Source organism: Bradyrhizobium sp. USDA 4369 (assembly GCF_054056435.1).
In genome coordinates, this window is record NZ_JBSRYH010000001.1 from 688476 (window position 1) to 707625 (window position 19150).

Sequence of the window (19150 nt, forward strand, 5' to 3'; positions counted from 1 at the left end):
AGGAGGCTTCCATGGCAATCGGTGACGCAATCACGTCAAGCCCGCCAGTTTCGGGGACGACCACCTCGTCCACATCGAACGGCAGCAGCCTGAGCTCGAAGGCTGGCTCGACCATCGCGGGCAACTTCCAGACCTTCCTGACGCTGCTGACGACGCAGCTGCAGAACCAGAACCCGCTTGATCCGCTGGACACCAACCAGTTCACGCAGCAGCTCGTTCAGTTCGCGGGCGTGGAGCAGCAGCTCAAGACCAACGACCAGCTGGGCTCGTTGATCTCGATGCAGCAGACCACCCAGGCCACCCAGGCGCTGGCCTTCGTCGGCAAGACGGCGGTCGTCAACGGCTCAACGACCAACCTGGCGAGCGGCAAAGCCAGCTGGGACCTCAGCATCCCGAAGGACTGCACCATGACCGCGACGATCACCAACAGCGTCGGTCAGACCGTCTTCAGTGGCACCTACAACGCGAAGGCGGGCGATAACCAGGCCTACAACTGGAACGGCCAGGGCAGCGACGGCACCCAATGGCCGGATGGAAAATACAAGCTCACCGTGACCGCCAAGGACAGCTCCGGCAATCCGGTGGCGGTGTCGACCCACATCGAGGGGACCGTCTCCTCGGTCGACCTGACGCAACAACCGCCCTTGCTCTCGATCGGCGGCCAGACCTACACCGTAAGCCAGATCCAGCGGATCGTTAACTGACCGTTGACGCCGCCCCCCGCTCTTAAGACGGCAGATACGGTTGCAGCTGAGCTTCAACCTCAAGCTCAGTCACGGCGGCAATATATCGGCGTAACCGCCGGAAATTCTTAACCAATCATTTACCCTATTCCCGCTCCCGGAGCCGTAAGGCGCCGGGAGCGCCGGCATTTGCGGCCAGGGCCGTATTCACGCCCTTTGCTTAGGCAAATTTTAAGCGAGGCGGCGTAGGGTCTTACCGTGAGTTCAGTGGTTAAGAGTTTGTGAGTACGCCATGACAGAACCCCATCGCCCGAGGGTGAAATACGTCATCGGGCCTGACGGCAGCCCGCTCACCATCGCGGATTTGCCTGCCCCAGGCACCAAGAGGTGGGTCATTCGCCGCAAGGCTGAAGTCGTCGCCGCTGTCCGCGGCGGATTGCTGTCCCTCGAAGAAGCGTGCAGCCGCTACACCCTGACCGTCGACGAATTCCTGTCGTGGCAGTTCTCGATCGACCAGCACGGTCTCGCCGGCTTGCGCACCACCCGAATTCAGCAATATCGCCAATAAAGCGTTTCAAACGCGGCGTGATGTCTTCGAAAATCGGCTTGGTCCCGCCAAGCCGATTTTTGCCATGTCTACACTTTGTTAGGACCCTTTAACCACCGTTAACCATATCGAAACCTTCCCATAGGCAATAATTGCCCAGTGGTTCGATTCAACCTCCGCGACCTGTCCGTACGGGGCCGCGGCTGAATCGAATCGCCACCTGGAATGCGGGTGTCGGCGAAGGTTACGGGTTGAATTTCGCGAATTCTGCAACCGGCCTTAAAGGCCTGCGAAGCTCAAATCACCTTCCTGCAGCCACCCGTCGAATGCCGAATTATGGGGCAGTTGCTTGCAAGGTCTCTTGGACTTCCTGAAGGGTTTGGGCGCCGCGCGGCTCACCGCCATGATCGCGGTCACCGCGGCTTTGATCGGCTTCTTCGGCTTCGTCATCATGCGGGTGACGGCGCCGCAGATGACGACCCTGTTCACCGACCTCGGCATGGACGACTCCTCCAGCATCATCAAGGATCTGGAGCGGCAGGGCATTCCGTTCGAGATCCGCAATGAAGGCAGCGTGATCCTGGTCCCGAAGGACAAGGTGACGCGACTGCGGATGAAGCTCGCCGAAGGCGGCCTGCCCAAGGGCGGCGGCGTCGGTTACGAGATCTTCGACAAGTCGGACGCGCTGGGCACCACGAGCTTCGTTCAGAATATCAACCATCTGCGCGCGCTGGAAGGCGAGCTCGCCCGCACCATCCGCGCCATCGACCGCATCCAGGCGGCCCGCGTCCATCTCGTTCTGCCCGAGCGGCCACTGTTCTCGCGCGAGACGCCGGAGCCGTCGGCCTCGATCGTGGTCCGCGTACGCGGCGCCCTCGATGCCGCCCAGATCCGCGCCATTCGCCACCTCGTCGCCTCAGCGGTCAACGGCCTGAAGCCGCAGCGTGTCTCGATCGTCGACGAAGCCGGACAATTGCTCGCCGACGGCACCCAGACCGACATCGACCAGCAGGTCGGCGACGAGCGCCGCAACACGTTCGAAAAGCGGATGCGCAAGCAGGTCGAGGACATCGTCTCCTCGGTGGTCGGCGCCGGCCGTGCCCGCGTCCAGCTCTCCGCCGATTTCGACTTCAACCGCATCACTCAGACCTCCGACCGCTACGATCCGGAAGGCCGCGTGCTCCGGTCGAGCCAGACCCGTGAAGAGCAGTCGGCCAGTTCGGAAAGCAACGGCCAGGTCACGGTCAACAACGAGCTGCCGGGCAACCAGCAGAACCAGAACCAACAGCAGCAGCCGCCGCGCGATCAGAGCAAGAAGACCGAAGAGACCAACAATTACGAGATTTCCCGGACCACCAAGACCGAAGTGACCGAAGCGGGCCGTGTGAACCGCATCTCGGTCGCGGTCCTGGTCGACGGCGCCTATTCCAAGAACGAGAAGGGCGAGCTGGTCTACAAGGAGCGCAGCAAGGAGGAGCTCGATCGCATTGCAGCTCTGGTCCGCTCCGCGATCGGCTTCGACCAGAAGCGCGGCGATCAGGTCGAGGTGGTCAACCTGAAATTCGCCGATGCGCCGACGGTCCCGCAGATCAACGAGCCCAGCGGCTTCCTCGGAATGCTCCAATTCACCAAGGATGACGTCATGTACGTCATCGAGCTCGCTGTGATGATGCTGCTCGGCATTGTCGTGGTGTTCATGGTGGTCCGGCCGCTGGTGAAGAAGATCATCGCCTCCGACGAGGTCGCCGCGGCCCTGAAGAGCGCGGTCCCCGCCCTCACCGACGAGACCGCTCAGGCGCAGGCCCACGCCCAACAGACCGCGACCCTGATCGACGTCGCTCAGGTCCAAGGACAGGTCCACGCCCAGTCGGTGCACCGGGTGGGCGAGCTGGCCGACCGCAATCCGGGCGAAGCCGCCGCCATCATCCGCCAGTGGCTCGCCGAGCCGCAGCAGCAATGACCCGCTTTTGTTTGATCCGCAGCAACTGAACCGAATGTAGATTGTCATGTCGCTCCCGCAAACGCAGAACGCAAACGCAAACGCCAACGACATCTCCACCGTCATCGCGACGCTTGCGAGCCGCCAGGCGCAACGCGAGAAGACCGAGCCCTTGAGCGGACCGCGGCGCGCCGCCGTGATGATGCTCGCGCTCGGCGAACAGTATGGCGGCAAGATCTGGCAGCAGCTCGACGACGACGAGGTGCGCGAATTGTCGTTGGCGATGTCGACACTCGGCACCGTCGAGGCCGACGTGGTCGAAGACCTGATGCTCGAATTCGTATCGCGGATGTCGGCATCGGGCGCGCTGATGGGCAATTTCGACGCGACCGAGCGGCTGCTGCAGCAATATCTGCCGCCGGAGCGCGTCAACGGCATCATGGACGAGATCCGCGGCCCCGCCGGGCGCAACATGTGGGAGAAGCTCTCCAACGTCCAGGAAGAGGTTCTCGCCAACTACCTCAAGAACGAATACCCGCAGACCATCGCCGTGGTGTTGTCAAAGCTCAAGCCCGAGCATGCCGCCCGTGTGCTCGCAATCCTCCCCGAGGACATGGCGCTCGACGTCATCGGCCGCATGTTGCGCATGGAGGCGGTGCAGAAGGAGGTCATCGAGCGGGTCGAGCAGACGCTGCGGGTCGAGTTCATGTCCAACCTGTCGCAGACCCGCCGGCGCGACGCCCACGAGGTCATGGCCGAGATCTTCAACAATTTCGACCGCCAGACCGAGACCCGCTTCATCACCTCGCTGGAAGAAGAGAACCGCGAATCGGCCGAGCGCATCAAGGCGCTGATGTTCACCTTCGACGACCTGATCAAGCTCGATTCCGCCTCGGCCCAGACGCTGCTGCGCAACGTCGACAAGGACAAGCTGGGCGTGGCGCTGAAGAGCGCCAACGAGGAGGTCCGCAACTTCTTCTTCGGCAACATGTCGTCGCGCGCCGCCAAGATGCTGCAGGACGACATGGCCGCGATGGGCCCGGTGCGGCTGCGCGACGTCGACGAAGCCCAGGCCCTGCTCGTCAATCTCGCCAAGGACCTCGCCGCCAAGGGCGAGATCATGCTCAGCAAGAACCGCGCCGACGACGAACTGGTGTATTGATGGCCCAACCCGCGAAGTTCCTGTTCGACACCGACTTCTCTGCGCCCGAGAAGACGCGCGAGCGGGCGACGACGGCCGCGGAGATCGCGCAGAAGGTGGCCGCCGCCGAGGCCGCCGCCTATCGCAACGGCTACGAGGCGGCCCAACGCGAGGCCAAGGTGGAGGCCGACCGCCGGGTCGCCGCCGCACTGGAGCAGATCAACATCCATCTGCAGGGCATCGCCGCCCGCTATTCCAACATCGAAACGCGCATGGAGACCGAGGCGGTGGATGTCGCGGTCGCCGTCGCCCGCAAGCTGTGCGCGGCACTGGTCGCGGCCGAGCCGCTCGGCGAAATCACGGGCCTCGTTCGCGACTGTTTCGCGCATCTGGTGTCCACGCCGCATCTGGTGCTGCGCATCAACGACTCGCTATACGAGGCGGCGCACGACAAGATCGAAAAGCTGGCCAAGCAGAGCGGCTTCGAGGGACGTCTCGTCATCCTCGCCGAGCCGGAGATCGAGACCGGCGATTGCCGCATCGAATGGGCCGATGGCGGCGTCGTGCTGGAGCGCGCGGCAATCGACGCCAAGATCAACGAACTGGTCGGACGCTACATGGCGTCCAAGAAGAATTAGGCCATGGCAGTGGCCGAGGGAGTTTAAGTCATGAGCGACAACGAGATCCCGCTTCCCGACCTCAATTCGGCAGATGCGCCGCCTTTGAGCGACGACGTCGGTTACAACGATGAAGAGCATGCCTCGCGCATCGCCGCCGACCTCGAGGCGGTGTTCGACGTGCCGGTGCAGGTCTCGGCCGTGCTCGGCCGCTCCAAGATGGATGTCGGCGAGCTGCTGAAGCTCGGACCCGGCACAGTCCTGGAGCTCGATCGCAAGGTCGGCGAAGCCATCGACATCTATGTCAACAACCGTCTCGTGGCACGCGGCGAGGTGGTGCTGGTCGAAGACAAGCTCGGCGTGACGATGACCGAAATCATCAAATCCGACCGCAACTGACAGGAAACCCACGCGCGCCCGTCGAGAGCTGCGCGGCCGAATAGGAGATCAACATGCGGCTTCTGATCGTCGGAACGCTGAAGGGCCAGCTTACTGCGGCCACCAAGATCGCCATGGAGAACGGCGCCACCGTCACCCATGCCGAGGACAATGAACAGGCGATGCGGGTGCTGCGCGGCGGCAAGGGCGCGGACCTCCTGCTGGTCGACGTCGCACTCGACATTCGCGACCTGGTGATGCGGCTCGACGCCGAGCACATTCATGTGCCGATCGTCGCCTGCGGCATCACCAGCGACGCCCGCGCCGCGGTCGCCGCCATCCATGCCGGCGCCAAGGAATACATTCCGCTGCCGCCGGATCCCGAGCTGATCGCGGCCGTGCTGGCCGCCGTAGCCAATGACAGCCGCGACCTCGTCTACCGCGACGAGGCCATGGCCAAGGTCATCAAGCTGGCGCAACAGATTGCCGGCTCCGACGCCTCGGTCATGATCACCGGTGAATCCGGCACCGGCAAGGAGGTGCTGGCGCGCTATGTCCACAGCCGTTCGCTGCGCGCCAAGCGCCCGTTCATCTCGATCAATTGCGCTGCGATCCCCGAGCATCTCCTGGAATCCGAGCTGTTCGGCCACGAGAAAGGCGCCTTCACCGGCGCGGTCGCGCGCCGCATCGGCAAATTCGAGGAGGCCAATGGCGGCACCCTGCTGCTCGACGAAATCTCGGAAATGGATGTGCGGCTGCAATCGAAGCTGCTGCGCGCGATCCAGGAGCGCGTGATCGACCGCGTCGGCGGCACCCGCCCGGTTCCGGTCGACATCCGCATCATCGCCACCTCCAACCGCAACCTTGCGGACGCCGTGCGTGAAGGCTCGTTCCGCGAGGACCTGCTGTTCCGGCTCAACGTCGTGAACCTGAAGATCCCGCCCTTGCGCGAGCGTCCCGCCGATATCCTCGAACTGGCGCAGCACTTCGCCCGCAAATATTCGGAGGCCAATGCCGTGCCGCTGCGGCCGATCTCGGCGGAAGCCAAGCGCGTCCTCACCACGAACCGCTGGCCGGGCAATGTGCGCGAGCTGGAGAACACGCTGCACCGCGCGGTGCTGATGGCGCAGGGCGATGAGATCGGGCCGGACGCGATCCTGACGCCCGACGGCGCCCGCCTGGACATCGGCAAGACGCAGCCCGCCGTCGCCCATGCTACGATGGCCGCCGAGCAGGTCACGCGCGCGCTCGTCGGTCGCACCGTCGCCGACGTCGAGCGCGACCTGATCCTGGAGACCTTGAAGCACTGCCTGGGCAACCGGACACATGCGGCCAACATTCTGGGCATCTCGATCCGCACGTTGCGCAACAAGCTCAACGAATATGCCGATGGCGGCGTGCCGATTCCGCCGCCGGGCGCCGGCGATACGCCGCGCATGCCGAGCCCGGCATAGGCTCGCGCGGATTTATGACCTCGTTCTCGGCGGCGCGCTCATGCTGGGCGCGCCGTCTGCCTTTTCGACAGCCGATGCCGCGTCCCGCGACTTGCTCGTCGGCTGCTGGGAGCAGGCCTCCCATGCGCCTCTGGTCAAGCCGCAACGGGGCGAGGAATGGGGCTCGCGCAGCTGGTGCTTCCGCGCGCGTGGCCGAATGGAGTCGATCAACCTCACCTGCGGCCCCGGCGGTTGCGACGGCTGGGGCGGCGCATGGCGCTATCGCTGGCGGCCGCCGATGCTCTGGCTCTCCGATGTCGAGACCTCGGCGGATGGCAAGGTGCAAAGCAAGGTATGGCGGCGTTGCCGCGTGCAGTTTCTGACGAAGGACTGGATGCAACTCCAGGACTGTGAGCAATCCTCCGAGCCCTGGATTCGCAAGCCGTCCCGGTGACGTACCCAGCCATCCGACGTTACGAATAGTTCGGCGCCTCGGGATTGCGGAAGATGTGGATGGGATCGCCGGGCGTGAACTCACGCTGGGTGAGCACTGCATAGGCATAGAGCGCGAGATAGAGGATCGCGACCGTACCGACCACGTAGAGCGCCCAGGTTCCGATCCGTTTCATCCGTTCCGCCGTCCACAACGCCACAAGCCTGGGCGGTTTTACGGGGTCGGAGGTCCAGATGCCACCCTATCGGCGTTGATCTCACCGTTTGGGCGGGAGCCTTGGATCGGGCACGCTCAGCGCCGCCAACCTGGCTAGGTCGTCCTCACGGTCCACCGGCACATAGCCGCCATGCCAATATGCCAGGGCCGCCGCTTGCGGCGCTACCTCGACATGCACCACGCGGCCGATCACGATACCATGGGAATGCCGCTCGATGATCTCTTCGACCTCGCAATCGAGCGCAGCGAGTGCGCCGGCCAGCAGCGGCACGCCGGTCACATGCTTGCGCCACTCGGCGCCGGCAAAGCGCTCGGCCCCCTTCAGCCCGCCTTTGCCCGCAAACCGCTCGGCCACGTCGATCTGGTCCGCCGCCAACAGATTGGCCGCGAAAACGCGCTCGCGCTGCAGGATCGGCCAGGACGACGCATTGCGATTGAGGCTGACGATCACGGAGGGAGGATCGACCGACAATGACGACAGCGAGCTCACCGTCATGCCGGTGATCTCGTCGCCGCGACCAACGGTAATGACACTCACGCCCCCGACGAGCTGGCGCATCGCAGAACGGAAGTCAGGCTGAAGCGCCGTGGCGTCGGGCATGGGGCGGACGATGGAGTTCATTGCGTTGATCTTTCCTACCCTGCCCCGCCCGGTCCAAGCAACTGGCCGAGAATCGAGCCTTCCAGCGCCGCAAGCTCCGCCGAGCCGCGCTGGCGCGGCCGCGCCAGATCGACCGTGATGTCCTCGGCAATCCGGCCTTCCTCGATCACCAGCACGCGATCTGCCAGCGCGACAGCTTCGGAGACGTCATGGGTGACCAGGATTGCGGTAAAGGTTTGGTCGGCCCAGACCCGCTCCAGCAGCCGCTGCATCGCGATGCGTGTCAGTGCATCGAGCGCGCCGAGCGGCTCGTCGAAGGCAAGCAGGCGCGGTCCGCTGACCAGCGCGCGCGCCAGCGCCACGCGCTGCTTCTGGCCGCCCGACAACACCGCCGGCCATTGCTCGCGCTTGTCGGCGAGACCGACTTCCTCGAGCGCCTGCCGCGCACGGTCATGCGCGCCCACGGCCTTGCGCTCGCGGCCAAGACCGACCTCGACATTGGCGAGCACCCGCGCCCAAGGCAACAAGCGCGGCTCCTGGAACATGACCCGCACGTCCTCGGGCCGTGCCGCGGCGTCACCGAAGCTGATCGTGCCGGAGGTCGGCTTGTCGAGCCCGGCGATGAGCCGCAGCAGCGTGCTTTTGCCGCAGCCGCTCTGACCGACGATGGCGACGAACTGCCCGACCGGGATCTCCAGGTCGATGCCGCGCAGCACCTCATTGTCGCCAAACGACTTGCGGAGGTCGCGGATCACCAGCGGCAGGCCGCGCGTCTCGGATCTGGCGGGCTGCGGGGTCACGCTGGACTTCTTCGCGGGGCGGAAAGTCCCAGCATGCCCGAGCGCATCGCTGCCGTCGACCGCCTCGACGCCGGAGACGGGAATTCGGAGCACTTGCTGCATGACAGACCTCAATGCTGGTTGAAGGCCGGATGCCAGGACAGCGTCAGCCGCTCCAACGCACGCGAGGCGCTGTCGGCGACCTTGCCCAGCAGGGCGTAGATCAGGATGGAGAGCACGACGACGTCGATCTGCATGAACTCGCGCGCCTGCATCGCCATGTAGCCGAGCCCCGAGGACGCCGCGATCGTCTCGGCGACAATCAAGGTGAGCCACATGATGCCGAGCGCGAAGCGCAGGCCGACGAAGATCGACGGCAGCGCGCCGGGGAAGATGACGCGGCGGAACAGCTCGCTGTCGGTCATGCCGTAGACCCGGCCCATTTCAATGAGTTGCGGATCGACGGTGCGAATCCCGTGCAGCGTGTTGAGATAGACCGGGAAGAACACACCGAGCGCCACCAGAAACAGTTTGGCGCTCTCGTCGATGCCGAACCAGAGAATGACCAGCGGGATCAGCGCCAGATGCGGCACGTTGCGCACCATCTGCAAGGTGGTGTCGGTGAGCTTCGCCGACAGCTGCGACAGGCCGTTGGCGAGGCCGAAGGCGAAGCCGATGCCGCCGCCGATCACGAAGCCGATCGAGGCGCGCCAGAAGCTGACCCAGATGTTGCGGCCGAGCTCGCCCGACCACAACAGCTTCCAGCCGGCCCGGGCGACATCGCTCGGCGCAGGCAGCACGCGTGGCGAGACGAGGCCGGCGACCGAGGCCGCCTGCCAGATCAGGATGGTCGCGAGCGGCACCAGCCAGGGCAGCAATCCGTCCGCCTTGGGCACCGTGAGCTTACGGACCTTGTTGCCGACCTTGGGAAGGCTTTCGATCAGGCTCATGATTGCGACGCCCGTTGCAGGGGACGATGCTCATTGGCGATGGTCTCGCCGAACGGACCGGTATTGGCCCGGAGCTTGGTCACGTTGCCGCCCTGCTCCGTCACGTTCAGCCCGAGCTTCGGGAATACCAGCTCGGCGAAGCGATAGGCTTCCTCGAGATGCGGGTAGCCGGAGAGGATGAAGGTGTCGATACCGAGATCCTGATATTCGCCGATGCGCGCCGCCACCGTGTCGGGATCGCCGACCAGCGCGGTGCCGGCGCCGCCGCGCACGAGGCCGACACCGGCCCACAGATTCGGGCTGATCTCAAGCTTGTCGCGCCGGCCGCCATGCAGCTGCGACATGCGCTGCTGGCCGACCGAGTCCATCCGCGCGAAGATCTTCTGCGCCGAGGCGATGGTGTCGTCGGTGACGTGCTTGATGAGGTCGTCAGCCGCAGCCCAAGCCTCTTCGTTGGTTTCGCGCACGATCACGTGCAGGCGGATGCCGAAGGACAGCTTGCGGCCACGCTTGTCGGCAATGGCCCTGACCTTGGCGATCTTGGCGGCGACATCGGCCGGCGGCTCGCCCCAGGTGAGATACTTCTCCACGGTGTCGACGGCGACATCGATGCCGGCGTCCGACGAGCCGCCGAAGAACAGCGGCGGCCGCGGCGACTGCACCGGCGGGAACAGCAGCCGACCGTCCTCGACCTTGATGTGCTTGCCGGAGAAGTTGACCGCCTCGCCCTCGAGCAGCGCGTTGTAGACGGTGAGGAATTCGCGGGTGACCTCGTAGCGCTCCTCATGCGACAGGAAGATGCCGTCGCCCTTGTTCTCGACCGGGTCGCCGCCGGTGACGACGTTGACGAGCAGCCGCCCGTTGCTGACGCGGTCGAGCGTCGCGGTCATCCGCGCCGCCACGCCCGGCGATTGCAGGCCCGGCCGCACCGCCACGAGATAGCGCAGCTTTTCGGTGAACGGCGCCACGGCCGAGGCCACGATCCAGGAATCCTCGCAGCTGCGCCCCGTCGGGATCAGCACGCCGTAATAGCCGAGCTGGTCGGCGGCCTGCGCGATCTGGCGCAGATAGTTGAAATTGACCTCGCGGCCGCCTTCTGAGGTGCCGAGATAGCGGCCGTCCCCATGGGTCGGCAGGAACCACAGCACATTCGGCTTCGAAGCGTTACTCATGCCATTCTCTTTCGATAGAGGTCGCGATCAGGCGTCAGGTGGACGGCGTCCACTTCCAGACGATGTCGGCGACGTTGACTTGCTTGGGAATGAGACCGACGCGGGCGAAGCGGTCGGCGACTGCCTGCTGGCTCCTGATGATGTCGTCATCGAGCGGCACGACGCTGTAGACCGAACGGTCGACGAAGCGGCGCACGGCCTCGATGTCGACGCCGGTCGCTTCCGCCTGTGCCTTCGCCACTTCCTCGTGATGGCTGTTGGCCCACACGCCCTCGGCGGCGAAGGCCGCATTCAGCCTGGCGACGACGGCGGGATATTTTTCGACGAAGTCGCTGCCGACGATGTAGAATGAGTTCGGCTTGTGCACGTCCTTGTCGAACACGATGGCACGCGCATTCTCCTTCAGCTCGGCCAGCGCCAGATACGGATCCCAGATCGACCAGGCGTCGACCGAGCCCTTGACGAAGGCCGCAGTGGCATCCGCCGGCGCCAGCGGCGCGGGGATGATGTCGCTCCAGGCAAGCCCAGTCTTCTCGAGTGCGGCCACCAGCAGATTGTGCGCACTGGAGCCTTTGCCGAAGGCGACACGCTTGCCCTTGAGATCGGCCAGCGTCTTGATCGGCGAATCCTTGGGCACGATGATCGCCTGGCTGCTGCCGTTCTGCTTGACGGCCGCGGCATAGCGGATCTTGGCGTTGGCGGCCTGGGCGAAGATCGGCGGCGCATCACCGACATAGCCGAAATCGACGCTGCCGACATTGATGGCTTCGAGCAGCGGCGGGCCGAACTGGAAGTCGACCCAGACGACGTTGATTCCGTCAGCCTTGAAGGCATTCTCGATGGTGCCGCGCGCCCGCACCGCCGGGAAGAAGCCGCCCTTCTGGGTGCCGATGCGGATCTCCTTCGGCCTGTCCTCGGCGCGCAGCGGCGTCGCGCAAGCGATCACTGCGGTCGATGCCAACGACAGTTTCAGAAAATCACGACGCTTCATTGACCTCTCCGACCATGACTGCGCATCCACGTTGATGCAGCGCGAGAAACAATGATGGTGGCGGCCAAAACCGGTGTCGAGCGCCCCGGAAAAATAGCGATGCCGGTCCTATGCGCGCGCGGTCGGAAGCAGGGTTTGTTTCAAATAGCCAGCGAAAAGCAGCGAGAATTTCTCAGGGGGCTGCGACGCGATCACGCATCTTCACGCGCCATCAACCAAGATCGAAAGGAGCGATCGGCGAATCCGATGTGGCGGTACGGCAGGCAGGTCCGGAGTTCCATGCCTTGATCCACGTCAACGCAAGTTCCCAGGCTTCCGCTAGCGTGCAAACAGGCGCGGCCCGGATGCCGCAAACTCTCCCATCCCCCTAGCAGAGAATTCTCTCATGTCGCTCGTTGGCAGCGATGCGAACGCGCGTGCGCGTCGCAGACGCATGGAAATTTTTGCCTTCCTTTTCCTCACCGCCGTGCTGATGCCCGCGCTTGCGGTCGCCACCGTCGGCTCCTACGGGCTGACGGTGTGGGTGTACCAGATGATGGCAGGTCCTCCCGGACCGCCGGCAGCGCATTGATCGCAAGGAGGGCTCTCATGCTCTCACACCGCACTCCCCTCGACCGCCGTGCGCTGATCACCGGCCGCGTGCTCACCGCCGAGCCCGTAGTCGCGCCGCCCTCGGGCGAGATCGCCTCGATCATCGTGCAGACCCGCCCTGACCAGCTCGACCGCGTCGCCGCCGAGATCCTCGCACTCGCCGGCTGCGAGATCCACGGCCGCGACATCAGAGGCAAGCTGATCATCGTCGTCGATGCCCCGAACGCAGGTGCGCTCGGCGCCACCATGACCACGATCTCCGCAATTCCCTGCGTGCATTCCGCCTGCCTCGTCTTCCACGCCATCGACGCCGGCTAATCAACCGAGACCACCATGACCGACATGAAGATCGATCGTCGCCAAATGCTGAAGCTGGAGGCTGCCGCCATCGCGGCAGCCGCTGCCGGCATGCCCAGCACCTCGCTCGCGGCCAACCTTGTCACCGAGCGGGAGGCCAGCGAACTCAAATGGGACAAGGCCGCGTGCCGCTTCTGCGGCACCGGCTGCAGCGTGATGGTCGCGACCAAGGACAACCGCGTGGTCGCCACCCACGGCGACATCAAGGCCGAGGTCAATCGCGGCCTCAACTGCGTCAAGGGCTACTTCCTGTCCAAGATCATGTACGGCCATGATCGCCTGACGCATCCGATGCTGCGCAAGACCAACGGCCGATACGACAAGAACGGCGAGTTCACGCCCGTCTCCTGGGACGAGGCCTTCGACATCATGGCGCTGAAGTTCAAGGACGCGCTCAAGAAGCGCGGGCCTTCGGGCGTCGGCATGTTCGGCTCGGGACAGTGGACGATCTGGGAGGGCTATGCGGCCTCGAAGCTGTTCAAGGCCGGCTTCCGCACCAACAACATCGATCCCAATGCGCGGCACTGCATGGCCTCGGCGGTCGCCGGCATGATGCGCACCTTCGGCATCGATGAGCCGGCCGGCTGCTACGACGACATCGAGGCCGCCGACGCGTTCGTGCTGTGGGGCTCCAACATGGCGGAGATGCATCCGATCCTGTGGACCCGCGTCACCGACCGCCGGCTGTCGGCGCCGCATGTCAAGGTCACCGTGCTCTCGACCTTCGAGCACCGCTCGTTCGACCTCGCCGATATCGGCATGGTGTTCAAGCCGCAGACCGACCTCTACCTGCTCAACGCGATCGCCAACCACATCATCAAGACCGGCCGCGTCAACAAGGACTTCGTCCAGGCGCACACCGTGTTCAAGAAAGGCCAGACCGACATCGGCTACGGCCTGCGGCCCGAACATCCGCTGCAGAAGAAGGCCACCGGTGCGGCCAAGGCCAACGACGCCACCGACATCAGCTTCGACGACTACGCCAAGTTCGTCTCGGACTACACGCTGGAGAAGGCCGCCGAGATGTCCGGCGTGCCGTTGAATCGGCTCGAGGCGCTGGCCGAACTCTATGCCGATCCGAAGACGAAAGTGGTCTCGTTCTGGACCATGGGCTTCAACCAGCACACCCGCGGCGTCTGGTGCAACAACCTCGTCTACAACATCCATCTCCTGACCGGGAAGATCGCCGAGGCCGGCAACAGCCCGTTCTCGCTGACAGGCCAGCCCTCGGCCTGCGGCACCGCGCGCGAGGTCGGCACCTTCTCGCACCGCCTGCCCGCCGACATGGTCGTCACCAACAAGGAGCACCGCACCAAGGCTGAGCACATCTGGCAGTTGCCGGAGGGCACGATCCCGGACAAGCCCGGCTATCACGCGGTGCTGCAGAGCCGGATGCTGAAGGACGGCCTGCTCAATGCCTATTGGGTGCAGGTCAACAACAACCTCCAGGCCGGCCCCAACGCCAACGAGGAGACCTATCCCGGCTTCCGCAACCCCGACAATTTCATCGTCGTCTCCGACGCCTATCCCTCCGTTACCGCGCTCGCCGCCGATCTGATTCTGCCGACCGCGATGTGGGTCGAGAAGGAAGGCGCCTATGGCAATGCCGAGCGCCGCACCCAGTTCTGGCATCAGCTGGTGTCGGCGCCCGGCGAGGCGCGCTCCGATCTGTGGCAGCTGATGGAGTTTTCCAAGCGCTTCAAGATCGAGGAGGTCTGGCCCGAGGAGCTGATCGCAAAGAAGCCGGACGTCCGCGGCAAGACGCTGTTCGACGTGCTCTATAAGAATGGCCAGGTCGACAAATTCCCGCTCGACCAGATCGAGGCTGGCTATGCCAACGATGAGTCCAAGGCGTTCGGCTTCTACGTCCACAAGGGCCTGTTCGAGGAATACGCCGCGTTCGGCCGCGGCCATGGCCACGACCTCGCGCCGTTCGAGGCCTATCACAAGGAGCGCGGCCTGCGCTGGCCGGTCGTCGACGGCAAGGAGACGCGGTGGCGCTTCCGCGAGGGTTCGGACCCTTACGTCAAGGCCGGTACTGGCGTGCAGTTCTACGGCTTCCCCGACGGCAAGGCGCGCATCTTCGCCCTGCCCTACGAGCCGCCGGCGGAATCGCCCGACAAGGATTATCCGTTCTGGCTGTCCACAGGACGCGTGGTCGAGCACTGGCATTCCGGCACGATGACCCGCCGCGTGCCCGAGCTCTACAAGGCGTTCCCCGAAGCCGTCTGCTTCATGCATCCGGACGACGCCGAGGCCGCCAATCTGCGGCGTGGCGACGAGGTCAGGGTCGCCTCGCGGCGCGGCTTCATCCGCGCCCGCGTCGAGACCCGCGGCCGCGACAAGCCGCCGCGCGGCCTCGTCTTCGTGCCGTGGTTCGACGAGTCGAAGCTGATCAACAAGGTGACGCTCGACGCCACCGATCCGATCTCGCTACAGACCGACTACAAGAAATGCGCGGTGCGCATCGAGCGGGTGTGACGACCATGATCAAGAAAGTTGCAATGATGCTGCTCGCGGCCAGCCTCGCGGCCGGCTCGAGCACGCTGCTCGCCCAGAGCGTCTCCTCCTCCCTGCGCGGCCCTGCCGCGCTCAATGACGAGGGCCCGGCGCCGCCAATGCAGCCGATGAAGAACACCGCCGAGAAGGAGGTGCGCAATTATCCTGAGCAGCCGCCGGTGATCCCGCATTCCATCGACGGCTACCAGGTCGACATGCAGGGCAACAAATGCCTGTCCTGCCATGCCCGCGCCCGCACCGCAGAGTCCAAGGCGCCGATGCTGTCGATCACCCATTTCATGGATCGCGACGGCCAGTTCCTGGCGTCGGTGTCGCCGCGCCGCTACTTCTGCACCCAATGCCACGTGCCGCAGAGCACAGCCAATCCGCCCGTCAGCAACGACTTCGTCGACATCGACACGGTGCTGTCGCACGACAAGCCGGGTGGCAAACGATGAGCAGCGCCGACATCCCGCAGGGGACGGGAGCGCCGGCCCCCGAAAAACGGCTCGGCCTCGTCCGTCGCGCCTGGCAGTTCGTGCTCGACCTGATCGACGTGCTGCTCAAGCCGAGCTCGATCTTCGGTCTCGGCGTGCTGGTGCTCGCCGGCTTCGTCGCCGGCGTGATCTTCTGGGGCGGCTTCAACACCGCGCTCGAGATCACCAACACCGAAAAGTTCTGCACCGGCTGCCACGAGATGCGCGACAACGTGTTCGCCGAGCTGAAATCGACCATCCACTTCTCCAACCGCTCCGGCGTGCGCGCCAGCTGCCCGGACTGCCACGTGCCGCACAATTGGACCGACAAGATCGCACGCAAGATGCAGGCCTCGAAGGAGGTCTGGGGCCATCTGTTCGGCTCGATCAACACCCGCGAGAAGTTCACCGATCGAAGGCTGGAACTGGCGCTGCACGAATGGGCGCGCTTCAAGGCCAATGACTCCTTGGAATGCCGCAACTGCCACAGCGCGCAGTCGATGGACATCACCAAGCAGTCGCCGCGCGCCGTCGAGGCCCACCAGCGCTTCCTCTTCACCGGCGAAAAGACCTGCATCGACTGCCACAAGGGCATTGCCCATCACCTGCCCGACATGAGGGGCGTGCCGGGCTGGCAGTAGGCTTGGAGGCAACGGCGCTCTGCAAAATGTGAGCGGCGTTTGCGCTGCGAGCACACTGCGCTCCCCTCCCCCTTGTGGGGAGGGGTCGGGGGAGGGGGCCCGCACGGGTAGTGTCGCCCGGAGGCCCCCCCTCCCCAGCCCTCCCCCACAAGGGGGGAGGGAGCGCACCGTTCGTATGGCTCCTGCTCGACCATCACGTCGAGAAGGCACTATCCAGAGCTTGATCTCTCCCTATCAGCCCTTAGGTTCACCGGGTCCCCGAGTCGCGCCCTGCGGCTCCATCCCCTTGAGCCATGACCACCTTTTCCCCGCATCAGGATTCCGCGCTGAAGGCCGTCGGCGACTGGCTGAAGGCGAAGCCCGGCCAGAAGGGCACGCCGCAGGTGTTCCGGCTGTTCGGCTATGCTGGAACCGGCAAGACCACGCTCGCCCGCCACATTGCCGAGGGCGTCGATGGCGAGGTCAAGTTCGCGGCCTTCACCGGCAAGGCGGCGCTGGTGATGCGCAACAAGGGCTGCGACGACGCCTCCACCATCCACTCGCTGATCTACCGGGCGCGCGAGAGCGGCGAGGAACAGCCGAACTTCGAATTGTGGGACGACGCGCCGGCGTCCAAGGCCAAGCTGATCATCATCGACGAATGCTCGATGGTCGACGCCGATCTCGGCCGCGACCTGTTGTCGTTCGACTGCCCGCTGCTGGTGCTCGGCGATCCCGCGCAGCTGCCGCCGGTGCAGGGCGGTGGCTTCTTCACCGAGAGCGAGCCGGACGTGATGCTGACCGAGGTGCATCGTCAGGCCAAGGACGATCCGATCGTGCGGATGTCGATGGACGTGCGCGAAGGCAACACGCTCGACATCGGCCGTTATGGCGAGAGCGAGGTGGTCGAGCGTCGTGAACTCGATCCGTCCCGCGTCATGGAGGCCGACCAGGTGCTGGTCGGCCGCAACGCCACCCGCCGCGCCTACAACAACCGGTTCCGGCAGCGCCTCGACATCGAGGACGCGCTCCCTGTGGCCGGCGACAAGCTCGTCTGCCTGCGCAACAACCGCAAGAAGGGCCTGTTCAATGGCGGGCTGTGGCGGGTGAAGTCGCGCGCGACCTCCAAGTCCAAGATCGTCACGATGCGCGTCGCGCCCGACGAAGATCTCGGACGCAAGGTGACCAAGGTCTCGGTGCGCGGCGAATGCTTCGCTGGCGGGATCGAGGACATCCCGTGGGAGCAGCGCAAGCCCTATGACGAGTTCGACTACGGTTACGTGCTGACCGTGCACAAGTCGCAGGGCTCGCAATGGGACGACGTCGTGTTGTTCGACGAGAGCTTCGCCTTCCAGGAAGCCCGCGCGCGCTGGCTCTACACCGGCATCACCCGCGCCGCGAAGCGCCTATCCATCGTTGTTTAACCTTCGCATCGAGAGATGGCGGTATCGCACTGCCTCGCACAGCCTCAAGCTGCGACCAGTTGATCCAGGTCAACCTGCCGCAGCATGCTTGGCGGATAAAAATCGATTCACATCTCTGCACGACAGCAACAGGCGGGGCGCAATCGCATGGCAAGGAAGACCACGAAAGACACGGCCTCGAATGGGTCACGGACCAAGCGCGCGAGCGCGAGGGCCAACGTCGCGCGCCGGCAATCCGCAGCCCCGCTCGATCCGATCGCCCAGTCGCTGATCGACGAATCGATGCAGGCGGCGCAGATCACCGAGCTGTCGGCCTTCGAAAGCGTGCTGAACGGACCGCCGAGGCTCGACGCAAACAGCGCTCCGGTGAAAGCCATGCTCGACGGCGCCGCGCCCGATGATGCCAAGCTGATGAAGGCGCTGATCGATGGCCGGGAGGCGAAACGCGACAAGCGTCACACCTCCGACGAACTCGCCGACAATTGGCGTCAGGGCGGATACCCCTACAAATACCGTATGTATCGCAAGGACTATGAGGAGCAGAAATTCATCCTGCAGACCGAGCTGCTCAAGCTGCAGAACTGGATGAAGGATGCACGGCAGCGCCTGGTGCTCTTGTTCGAGGGCCGCGATGCCGCCGGCAAGGGCGGCACCATCAAGCGCTTCATGGAACACCTCAACCCGCGCGGCGCGCGCGTTGTGGCGCTGGACAAGCCGAGCGACGTCGAGCGCGGCCAATGGTACTTTCAGCGCTATGTCGAGCACCTGCCGACAGCGGGCGAGATCGTGCTGTTCGACCGCTCCTGGTACAACCGCGCCGGCGTCGAGCGCGTGATGGGCTTCTGCTCGCAGGCCGAATATGACGAATTCCTGCGCCAGGTGCCGGAGTTCGAACGCAATCTCGTGCGCAGCGGCATGCACCTGATCAAGTTCTGGTTCTCGGTCAGCCGCGAGGAGCAGCGCCGCCGCTTCAAGGAGCGCGAGGCGCACCCCCTGAAGCAGTGGAAGCTGTCGCCGATCGACACCGCCTCGCTCGACAAATGGGATGACTATACCCGCGCCAAGGAGGCGATGTTCTTCTCGACCGACACTGCCGACTGTCCGTGGACCGTGATCAAGTCGGACGACAAGAAGCGCGCGCGGCTGAACGCGATGCGCTGCGTGCTGCACTCCCTGCCCTATGCCGGCAAGGACGTCTCGCGCATCGGCCATGTCGACGACCTCATCGTCGGCCGCGCCAGCGTGATCCACGAGCGCGAGGAGCATGCGAACTGAGGCGAGC

21 protein-coding genes are annotated in these 19150 nt (G+C 64.8%); 15 read left to right on the forward strand and 6 right to left on the reverse strand.

Features of this window, described 5'->3' with window-relative positions; genetic code table 11:
• Nucleotides 1-11 precede the first annotated feature (11 nt).
• The 8 genes from ACVIJ6_RS03205 to ACVIJ6_RS03240 all read left to right on the forward strand — a co-directional run bounded on the left by ACVIJ6_RS03205 (nucleotide 12) and on the right by ACVIJ6_RS03240 (nucleotide 7192).
• On the forward strand, nucleotides 12-704 hold the full coding sequence (locus tag ACVIJ6_RS03205) for a flagellar hook assembly protein FlgD (RefSeq protein WP_456771465.1): 693 nt from the start codon (nucleotides 12-14) through the stop codon (nucleotides 702-704).
• A gap of 271 nt (nucleotides 705-975) precedes the next feature.
• Complete coding sequence (gene sciP / locus ACVIJ6_RS03210) at nucleotides 976-1251, forward strand: CtrA inhibitor SciP (RefSeq protein WP_002714638.1); 276 nt, start codon at nucleotides 976-978, stop codon at nucleotides 1249-1251.
• 328 nt (nucleotides 1252-1579) lie between these two features.
• Nucleotides 1580-3190, forward strand: a complete 1611-nt coding sequence (gene fliF / locus ACVIJ6_RS03215; RefSeq protein WP_456771466.1) for a flagellar basal-body MS-ring/collar protein FliF — start codon at nucleotides 1580-1582, stop codon at nucleotides 3188-3190.
• Between the two features lie 46 nt (nucleotides 3191-3236).
• Nucleotides 3237-4331: a flagellar motor switch protein FliG gene (gene fliG / locus ACVIJ6_RS03220; RefSeq protein ID WP_456771467.1), complete on the forward strand. Its 1095-nt coding sequence runs from the start codon at nucleotides 3237-3239 to the stop codon at nucleotides 4329-4331.
• Entirely contained in the window at nucleotides 4331-4948 is a 618-nt protein-coding gene (locus ACVIJ6_RS03225) for a FliH/SctL family protein (protein WP_456771468.1), read from the forward strand. Before fliG ends, ACVIJ6_RS03225 begins: the two co-directional genes overlap by 1 nt.
• A 30-nt stretch (nucleotides 4949-4978) precedes the next feature.
• Nucleotides 4979-5326 (forward strand): flagellar motor switch protein FliN, encoded by a 348-nt coding sequence (gene fliN, locus ACVIJ6_RS03230; protein ID WP_456771469.1) that lies wholly within the window; start codon nucleotides 4979-4981, stop codon nucleotides 5324-5326.
• Nucleotides 5327-5379: 53 nt separating this feature from the next.
• Nucleotides 5380-6759, forward strand: coding sequence for a sigma-54-dependent transcriptional regulator FlbD (gene flbD / locus ACVIJ6_RS03235; RefSeq protein ID WP_456771470.1), 1380 nt, complete (start codon nucleotides 5380-5382; stop codon nucleotides 6757-6759).
• Between the two features lie 40 nt (nucleotides 6760-6799).
• Entirely contained in the window at nucleotides 6800-7192 is a 393-nt protein-coding gene (locus tag ACVIJ6_RS03240; RefSeq protein ID WP_456771471.1) for a hypothetical protein, read from the forward strand.
• 19 nt (nucleotides 7193-7211) lie between these two features.
• Here ACVIJ6_RS03240 and ACVIJ6_RS03245 read toward each other — a convergent pair whose 3' ends face one another.
• The 6 genes from ACVIJ6_RS03245 to ACVIJ6_RS03270 all read right to left on the reverse strand — a co-directional run bounded on the left by ACVIJ6_RS03245 (nucleotide 7212) and on the right by ACVIJ6_RS03270 (nucleotide 11901).
• A complete protein-coding gene (locus ACVIJ6_RS03245; RefSeq protein ID WP_456771472.1) occupies nucleotides 7212-7367 on the reverse strand; it encodes a hypothetical protein in 156 nt (51 codons plus the stop codon).
• An 81-nt stretch (nucleotides 7368-7448) separates the two neighbouring features.
• Nucleotides 7449-8030, reverse strand: coding sequence for a flavin reductase family protein (locus tag ACVIJ6_RS03250; RefSeq protein WP_456771473.1), 582 nt, complete (start codon nucleotides 8028-8030; stop codon nucleotides 7449-7451).
• Nucleotides 8031-8044: 14 nt separating this feature from the next.
• Nucleotides 8045-8911 carry an ATP-binding cassette domain-containing protein gene (locus tag ACVIJ6_RS03255; RefSeq protein ID WP_456771474.1) on the reverse strand — a complete coding sequence of 289 codons (867 nt, stop codon included), beginning with the start codon at nucleotides 8909-8911 and terminating at the stop codon, nucleotides 8045-8047.
• 8 nt (nucleotides 8912-8919) lie between these two features.
• On the reverse strand, nucleotides 8920-9738 hold the full coding sequence (locus ACVIJ6_RS03260; RefSeq protein WP_456771475.1) for an ABC transporter permease subunit: 819 nt from the start codon (nucleotides 9736-9738) through the stop codon (nucleotides 8920-8922).
• Nucleotides 9735-10910, reverse strand: coding sequence for an FMNH2-dependent alkanesulfonate monooxygenase (gene ssuD, locus ACVIJ6_RS03265; RefSeq protein WP_456771476.1), 1176 nt, complete (start codon nucleotides 10908-10910; stop codon nucleotides 9735-9737). Before ssuD ends, ACVIJ6_RS03260 begins: the two co-directional genes overlap by 4 nt.
• 34 nt (nucleotides 10911-10944) lie before the next feature.
• The gene (locus tag ACVIJ6_RS03270; protein ID WP_456771477.1) at nucleotides 10945-11901 is read right to left on the reverse strand and encodes an aliphatic sulfonate ABC transporter substrate-binding protein; all 957 of its coding nucleotides are present in this window, start codon (nucleotides 11899-11901) and stop codon (nucleotides 10945-10947) included.
• A 385-nt stretch (nucleotides 11902-12286) separates the two neighbouring features.
• Between ACVIJ6_RS03270 and napE the strand changes: the two genes are divergently transcribed.
• The 7 genes from napE (at nucleotide 12287) to ppk2 (ending at nucleotide 19143) form a co-directional block, all read left to right on the forward strand.
• The gene (napE, locus tag ACVIJ6_RS03275; protein ID WP_012042097.1) at nucleotides 12287-12472 is read left to right on the forward strand and encodes a periplasmic nitrate reductase, NapE protein; all 186 of its coding nucleotides are present in this window, start codon (nucleotides 12287-12289) and stop codon (nucleotides 12470-12472) included.
• 17 nt (nucleotides 12473-12489) lie between these two features.
• Nucleotides 12490-12810 carry a chaperone NapD gene (locus tag ACVIJ6_RS03280; RefSeq protein WP_456771478.1) on the forward strand — a complete coding sequence of 107 codons (321 nt, stop codon included), beginning with the start codon at nucleotides 12490-12492 and terminating at the stop codon, nucleotides 12808-12810.
• Between the two features lie 15 nt (nucleotides 12811-12825).
• Nucleotides 12826-15330 carry a nitrate reductase catalytic subunit NapA gene (gene napA / locus ACVIJ6_RS03285; protein WP_456771479.1) on the forward strand — a complete coding sequence of 835 codons (2505 nt, stop codon included), beginning with the start codon at nucleotides 12826-12828 and terminating at the stop codon, nucleotides 15328-15330.
• A gap of 23 nt (nucleotides 15331-15353) precedes the next feature.
• Nucleotides 15354-15806 (forward strand): nitrate reductase cytochrome c-type subunit, encoded by a 453-nt coding sequence (locus ACVIJ6_RS03290; protein ID WP_456776883.1) that lies wholly within the window; start codon nucleotides 15354-15356, stop codon nucleotides 15804-15806.
• Entirely contained in the window at nucleotides 15803-16465 is a 663-nt protein-coding gene (locus ACVIJ6_RS03295) for a NapC/NirT family cytochrome c (protein WP_456771480.1), read from the forward strand. The genes ACVIJ6_RS03290 and ACVIJ6_RS03295 overlap by 4 nt, the downstream gene beginning before the upstream one ends.
• A 293-nt stretch (nucleotides 16466-16758) precedes the next feature.
• Nucleotides 16759-17868 (forward strand): ATP-dependent DNA helicase, encoded by a 1110-nt coding sequence (locus ACVIJ6_RS03300; RefSeq protein WP_456771481.1) that lies wholly within the window; start codon nucleotides 16759-16761, stop codon nucleotides 17866-17868.
• Between the two features lie 147 nt (nucleotides 17869-18015).
• Nucleotides 18016-19143, forward strand: coding sequence for a polyphosphate kinase 2 (gene ppk2, locus ACVIJ6_RS03305; protein ID WP_456771482.1), 1128 nt, complete (start codon nucleotides 18016-18018; stop codon nucleotides 19141-19143).
• Nucleotides 19144-19150: the final 7 nt, after the last annotated feature.

What these genes read in the sequence shown, in the direction of transcription:
- ACVIJ6_RS03205 (WP_456771465.1), top strand. Translation starts at nt 12, where the DNA reads ATGGCAATCGGTGACGCAATCACGTCAAGCCCGCCAGTTTCGGGGACG.
- sciP (WP_002714638.1), top strand. Translation starts at nt 976, where the DNA reads ATGACAGAACCCCATCGCCCGAGGGTGAAATACGTCATCGGGCCTGAC.
- fliG (WP_456771467.1), top strand. Translation starts at nt 3,237, where the DNA reads ATGTCGCTCCCGCAAACGCAGAACGCAAACGCAAACGCCAACGACATC.
- ACVIJ6_RS03225 (WP_456771468.1), top strand. Translation starts at nt 4,331, where the DNA reads ATGGCCCAACCCGCGAAGTTCCTGTTCGACACCGACTTCTCTGCGCCC.
- fliN (WP_456771469.1), top strand. Translation starts at nt 4,979, where the DNA reads ATGAGCGACAACGAGATCCCGCTTCCCGACCTCAATTCGGCAGATGCG.
- flbD (WP_456771470.1), top strand. Translation starts at nt 5,380, where the DNA reads ATGCGGCTTCTGATCGTCGGAACGCTGAAGGGCCAGCTTACTGCGGCC.
- ACVIJ6_RS03240 (WP_456771471.1), top strand. Translation starts at nt 6,800, where the DNA reads ATGCTGGGCGCGCCGTCTGCCTTTTCGACAGCCGATGCCGCGTCCCGC.
- ACVIJ6_RS03245 (WP_456771472.1), bottom strand. Translation starts at nt 7,367, where the DNA reads ATGAAACGGATCGGAACCTGGGCGCTCTACGTGGTCGGTACGGTCGCG.
- ACVIJ6_RS03250 (WP_456771473.1), bottom strand. Translation starts at nt 8,030, where the DNA reads ATGAACTCCATCGTCCGCCCCATGCCCGACGCCACGGCGCTTCAGCCT.
- ACVIJ6_RS03255 (WP_456771474.1), bottom strand. Translation starts at nt 8,911, where the DNA reads ATGCAGCAAGTGCTCCGAATTCCCGTCTCCGGCGTCGAGGCGGTCGAC.
- ACVIJ6_RS03260 (WP_456771475.1), bottom strand. Translation starts at nt 9,738, where the DNA reads ATGAGCCTGATCGAAAGCCTTCCCAAGGTCGGCAACAAGGTCCGTAAG.
- ssuD (WP_456771476.1), bottom strand. Translation starts at nt 10,910, where the DNA reads ATGAGTAACGCTTCGAAGCCGAATGTGCTGTGGTTCCTGCCGACCCAT.
- ACVIJ6_RS03270 (WP_456771477.1), bottom strand. Translation starts at nt 11,901, where the DNA reads ATGAAGCGTCGTGATTTTCTGAAACTGTCGTTGGCATCGACCGCAGTG.
- napE (WP_012042097.1), top strand. Translation starts at nt 12,287, where the DNA reads ATGTCGCTCGTTGGCAGCGATGCGAACGCGCGTGCGCGTCGCAGACGC.
- ACVIJ6_RS03280 (WP_456771478.1), top strand. Translation starts at nt 12,490, where the DNA reads ATGCTCTCACACCGCACTCCCCTCGACCGCCGTGCGCTGATCACCGGC.
- napA (WP_456771479.1), top strand. Translation starts at nt 12,826, where the DNA reads ATGACCGACATGAAGATCGATCGTCGCCAAATGCTGAAGCTGGAGGCT.
- ACVIJ6_RS03290 (WP_456776883.1), top strand. Translation starts at nt 15,354, where the DNA reads ATGATGCTGCTCGCGGCCAGCCTCGCGGCCGGCTCGAGCACGCTGCTC.
- ACVIJ6_RS03295 (WP_456771480.1), top strand. Translation starts at nt 15,803, where the DNA reads ATGAGCAGCGCCGACATCCCGCAGGGGACGGGAGCGCCGGCCCCCGAA.
- ACVIJ6_RS03300 (WP_456771481.1), top strand. Translation starts at nt 16,759, where the DNA reads ATGACCACCTTTTCCCCGCATCAGGATTCCGCGCTGAAGGCCGTCGGC.
- ppk2 (WP_456771482.1), top strand. Translation starts at nt 18,016, where the DNA reads ATGGCAAGGAAGACCACGAAAGACACGGCCTCGAATGGGTCACGGACC.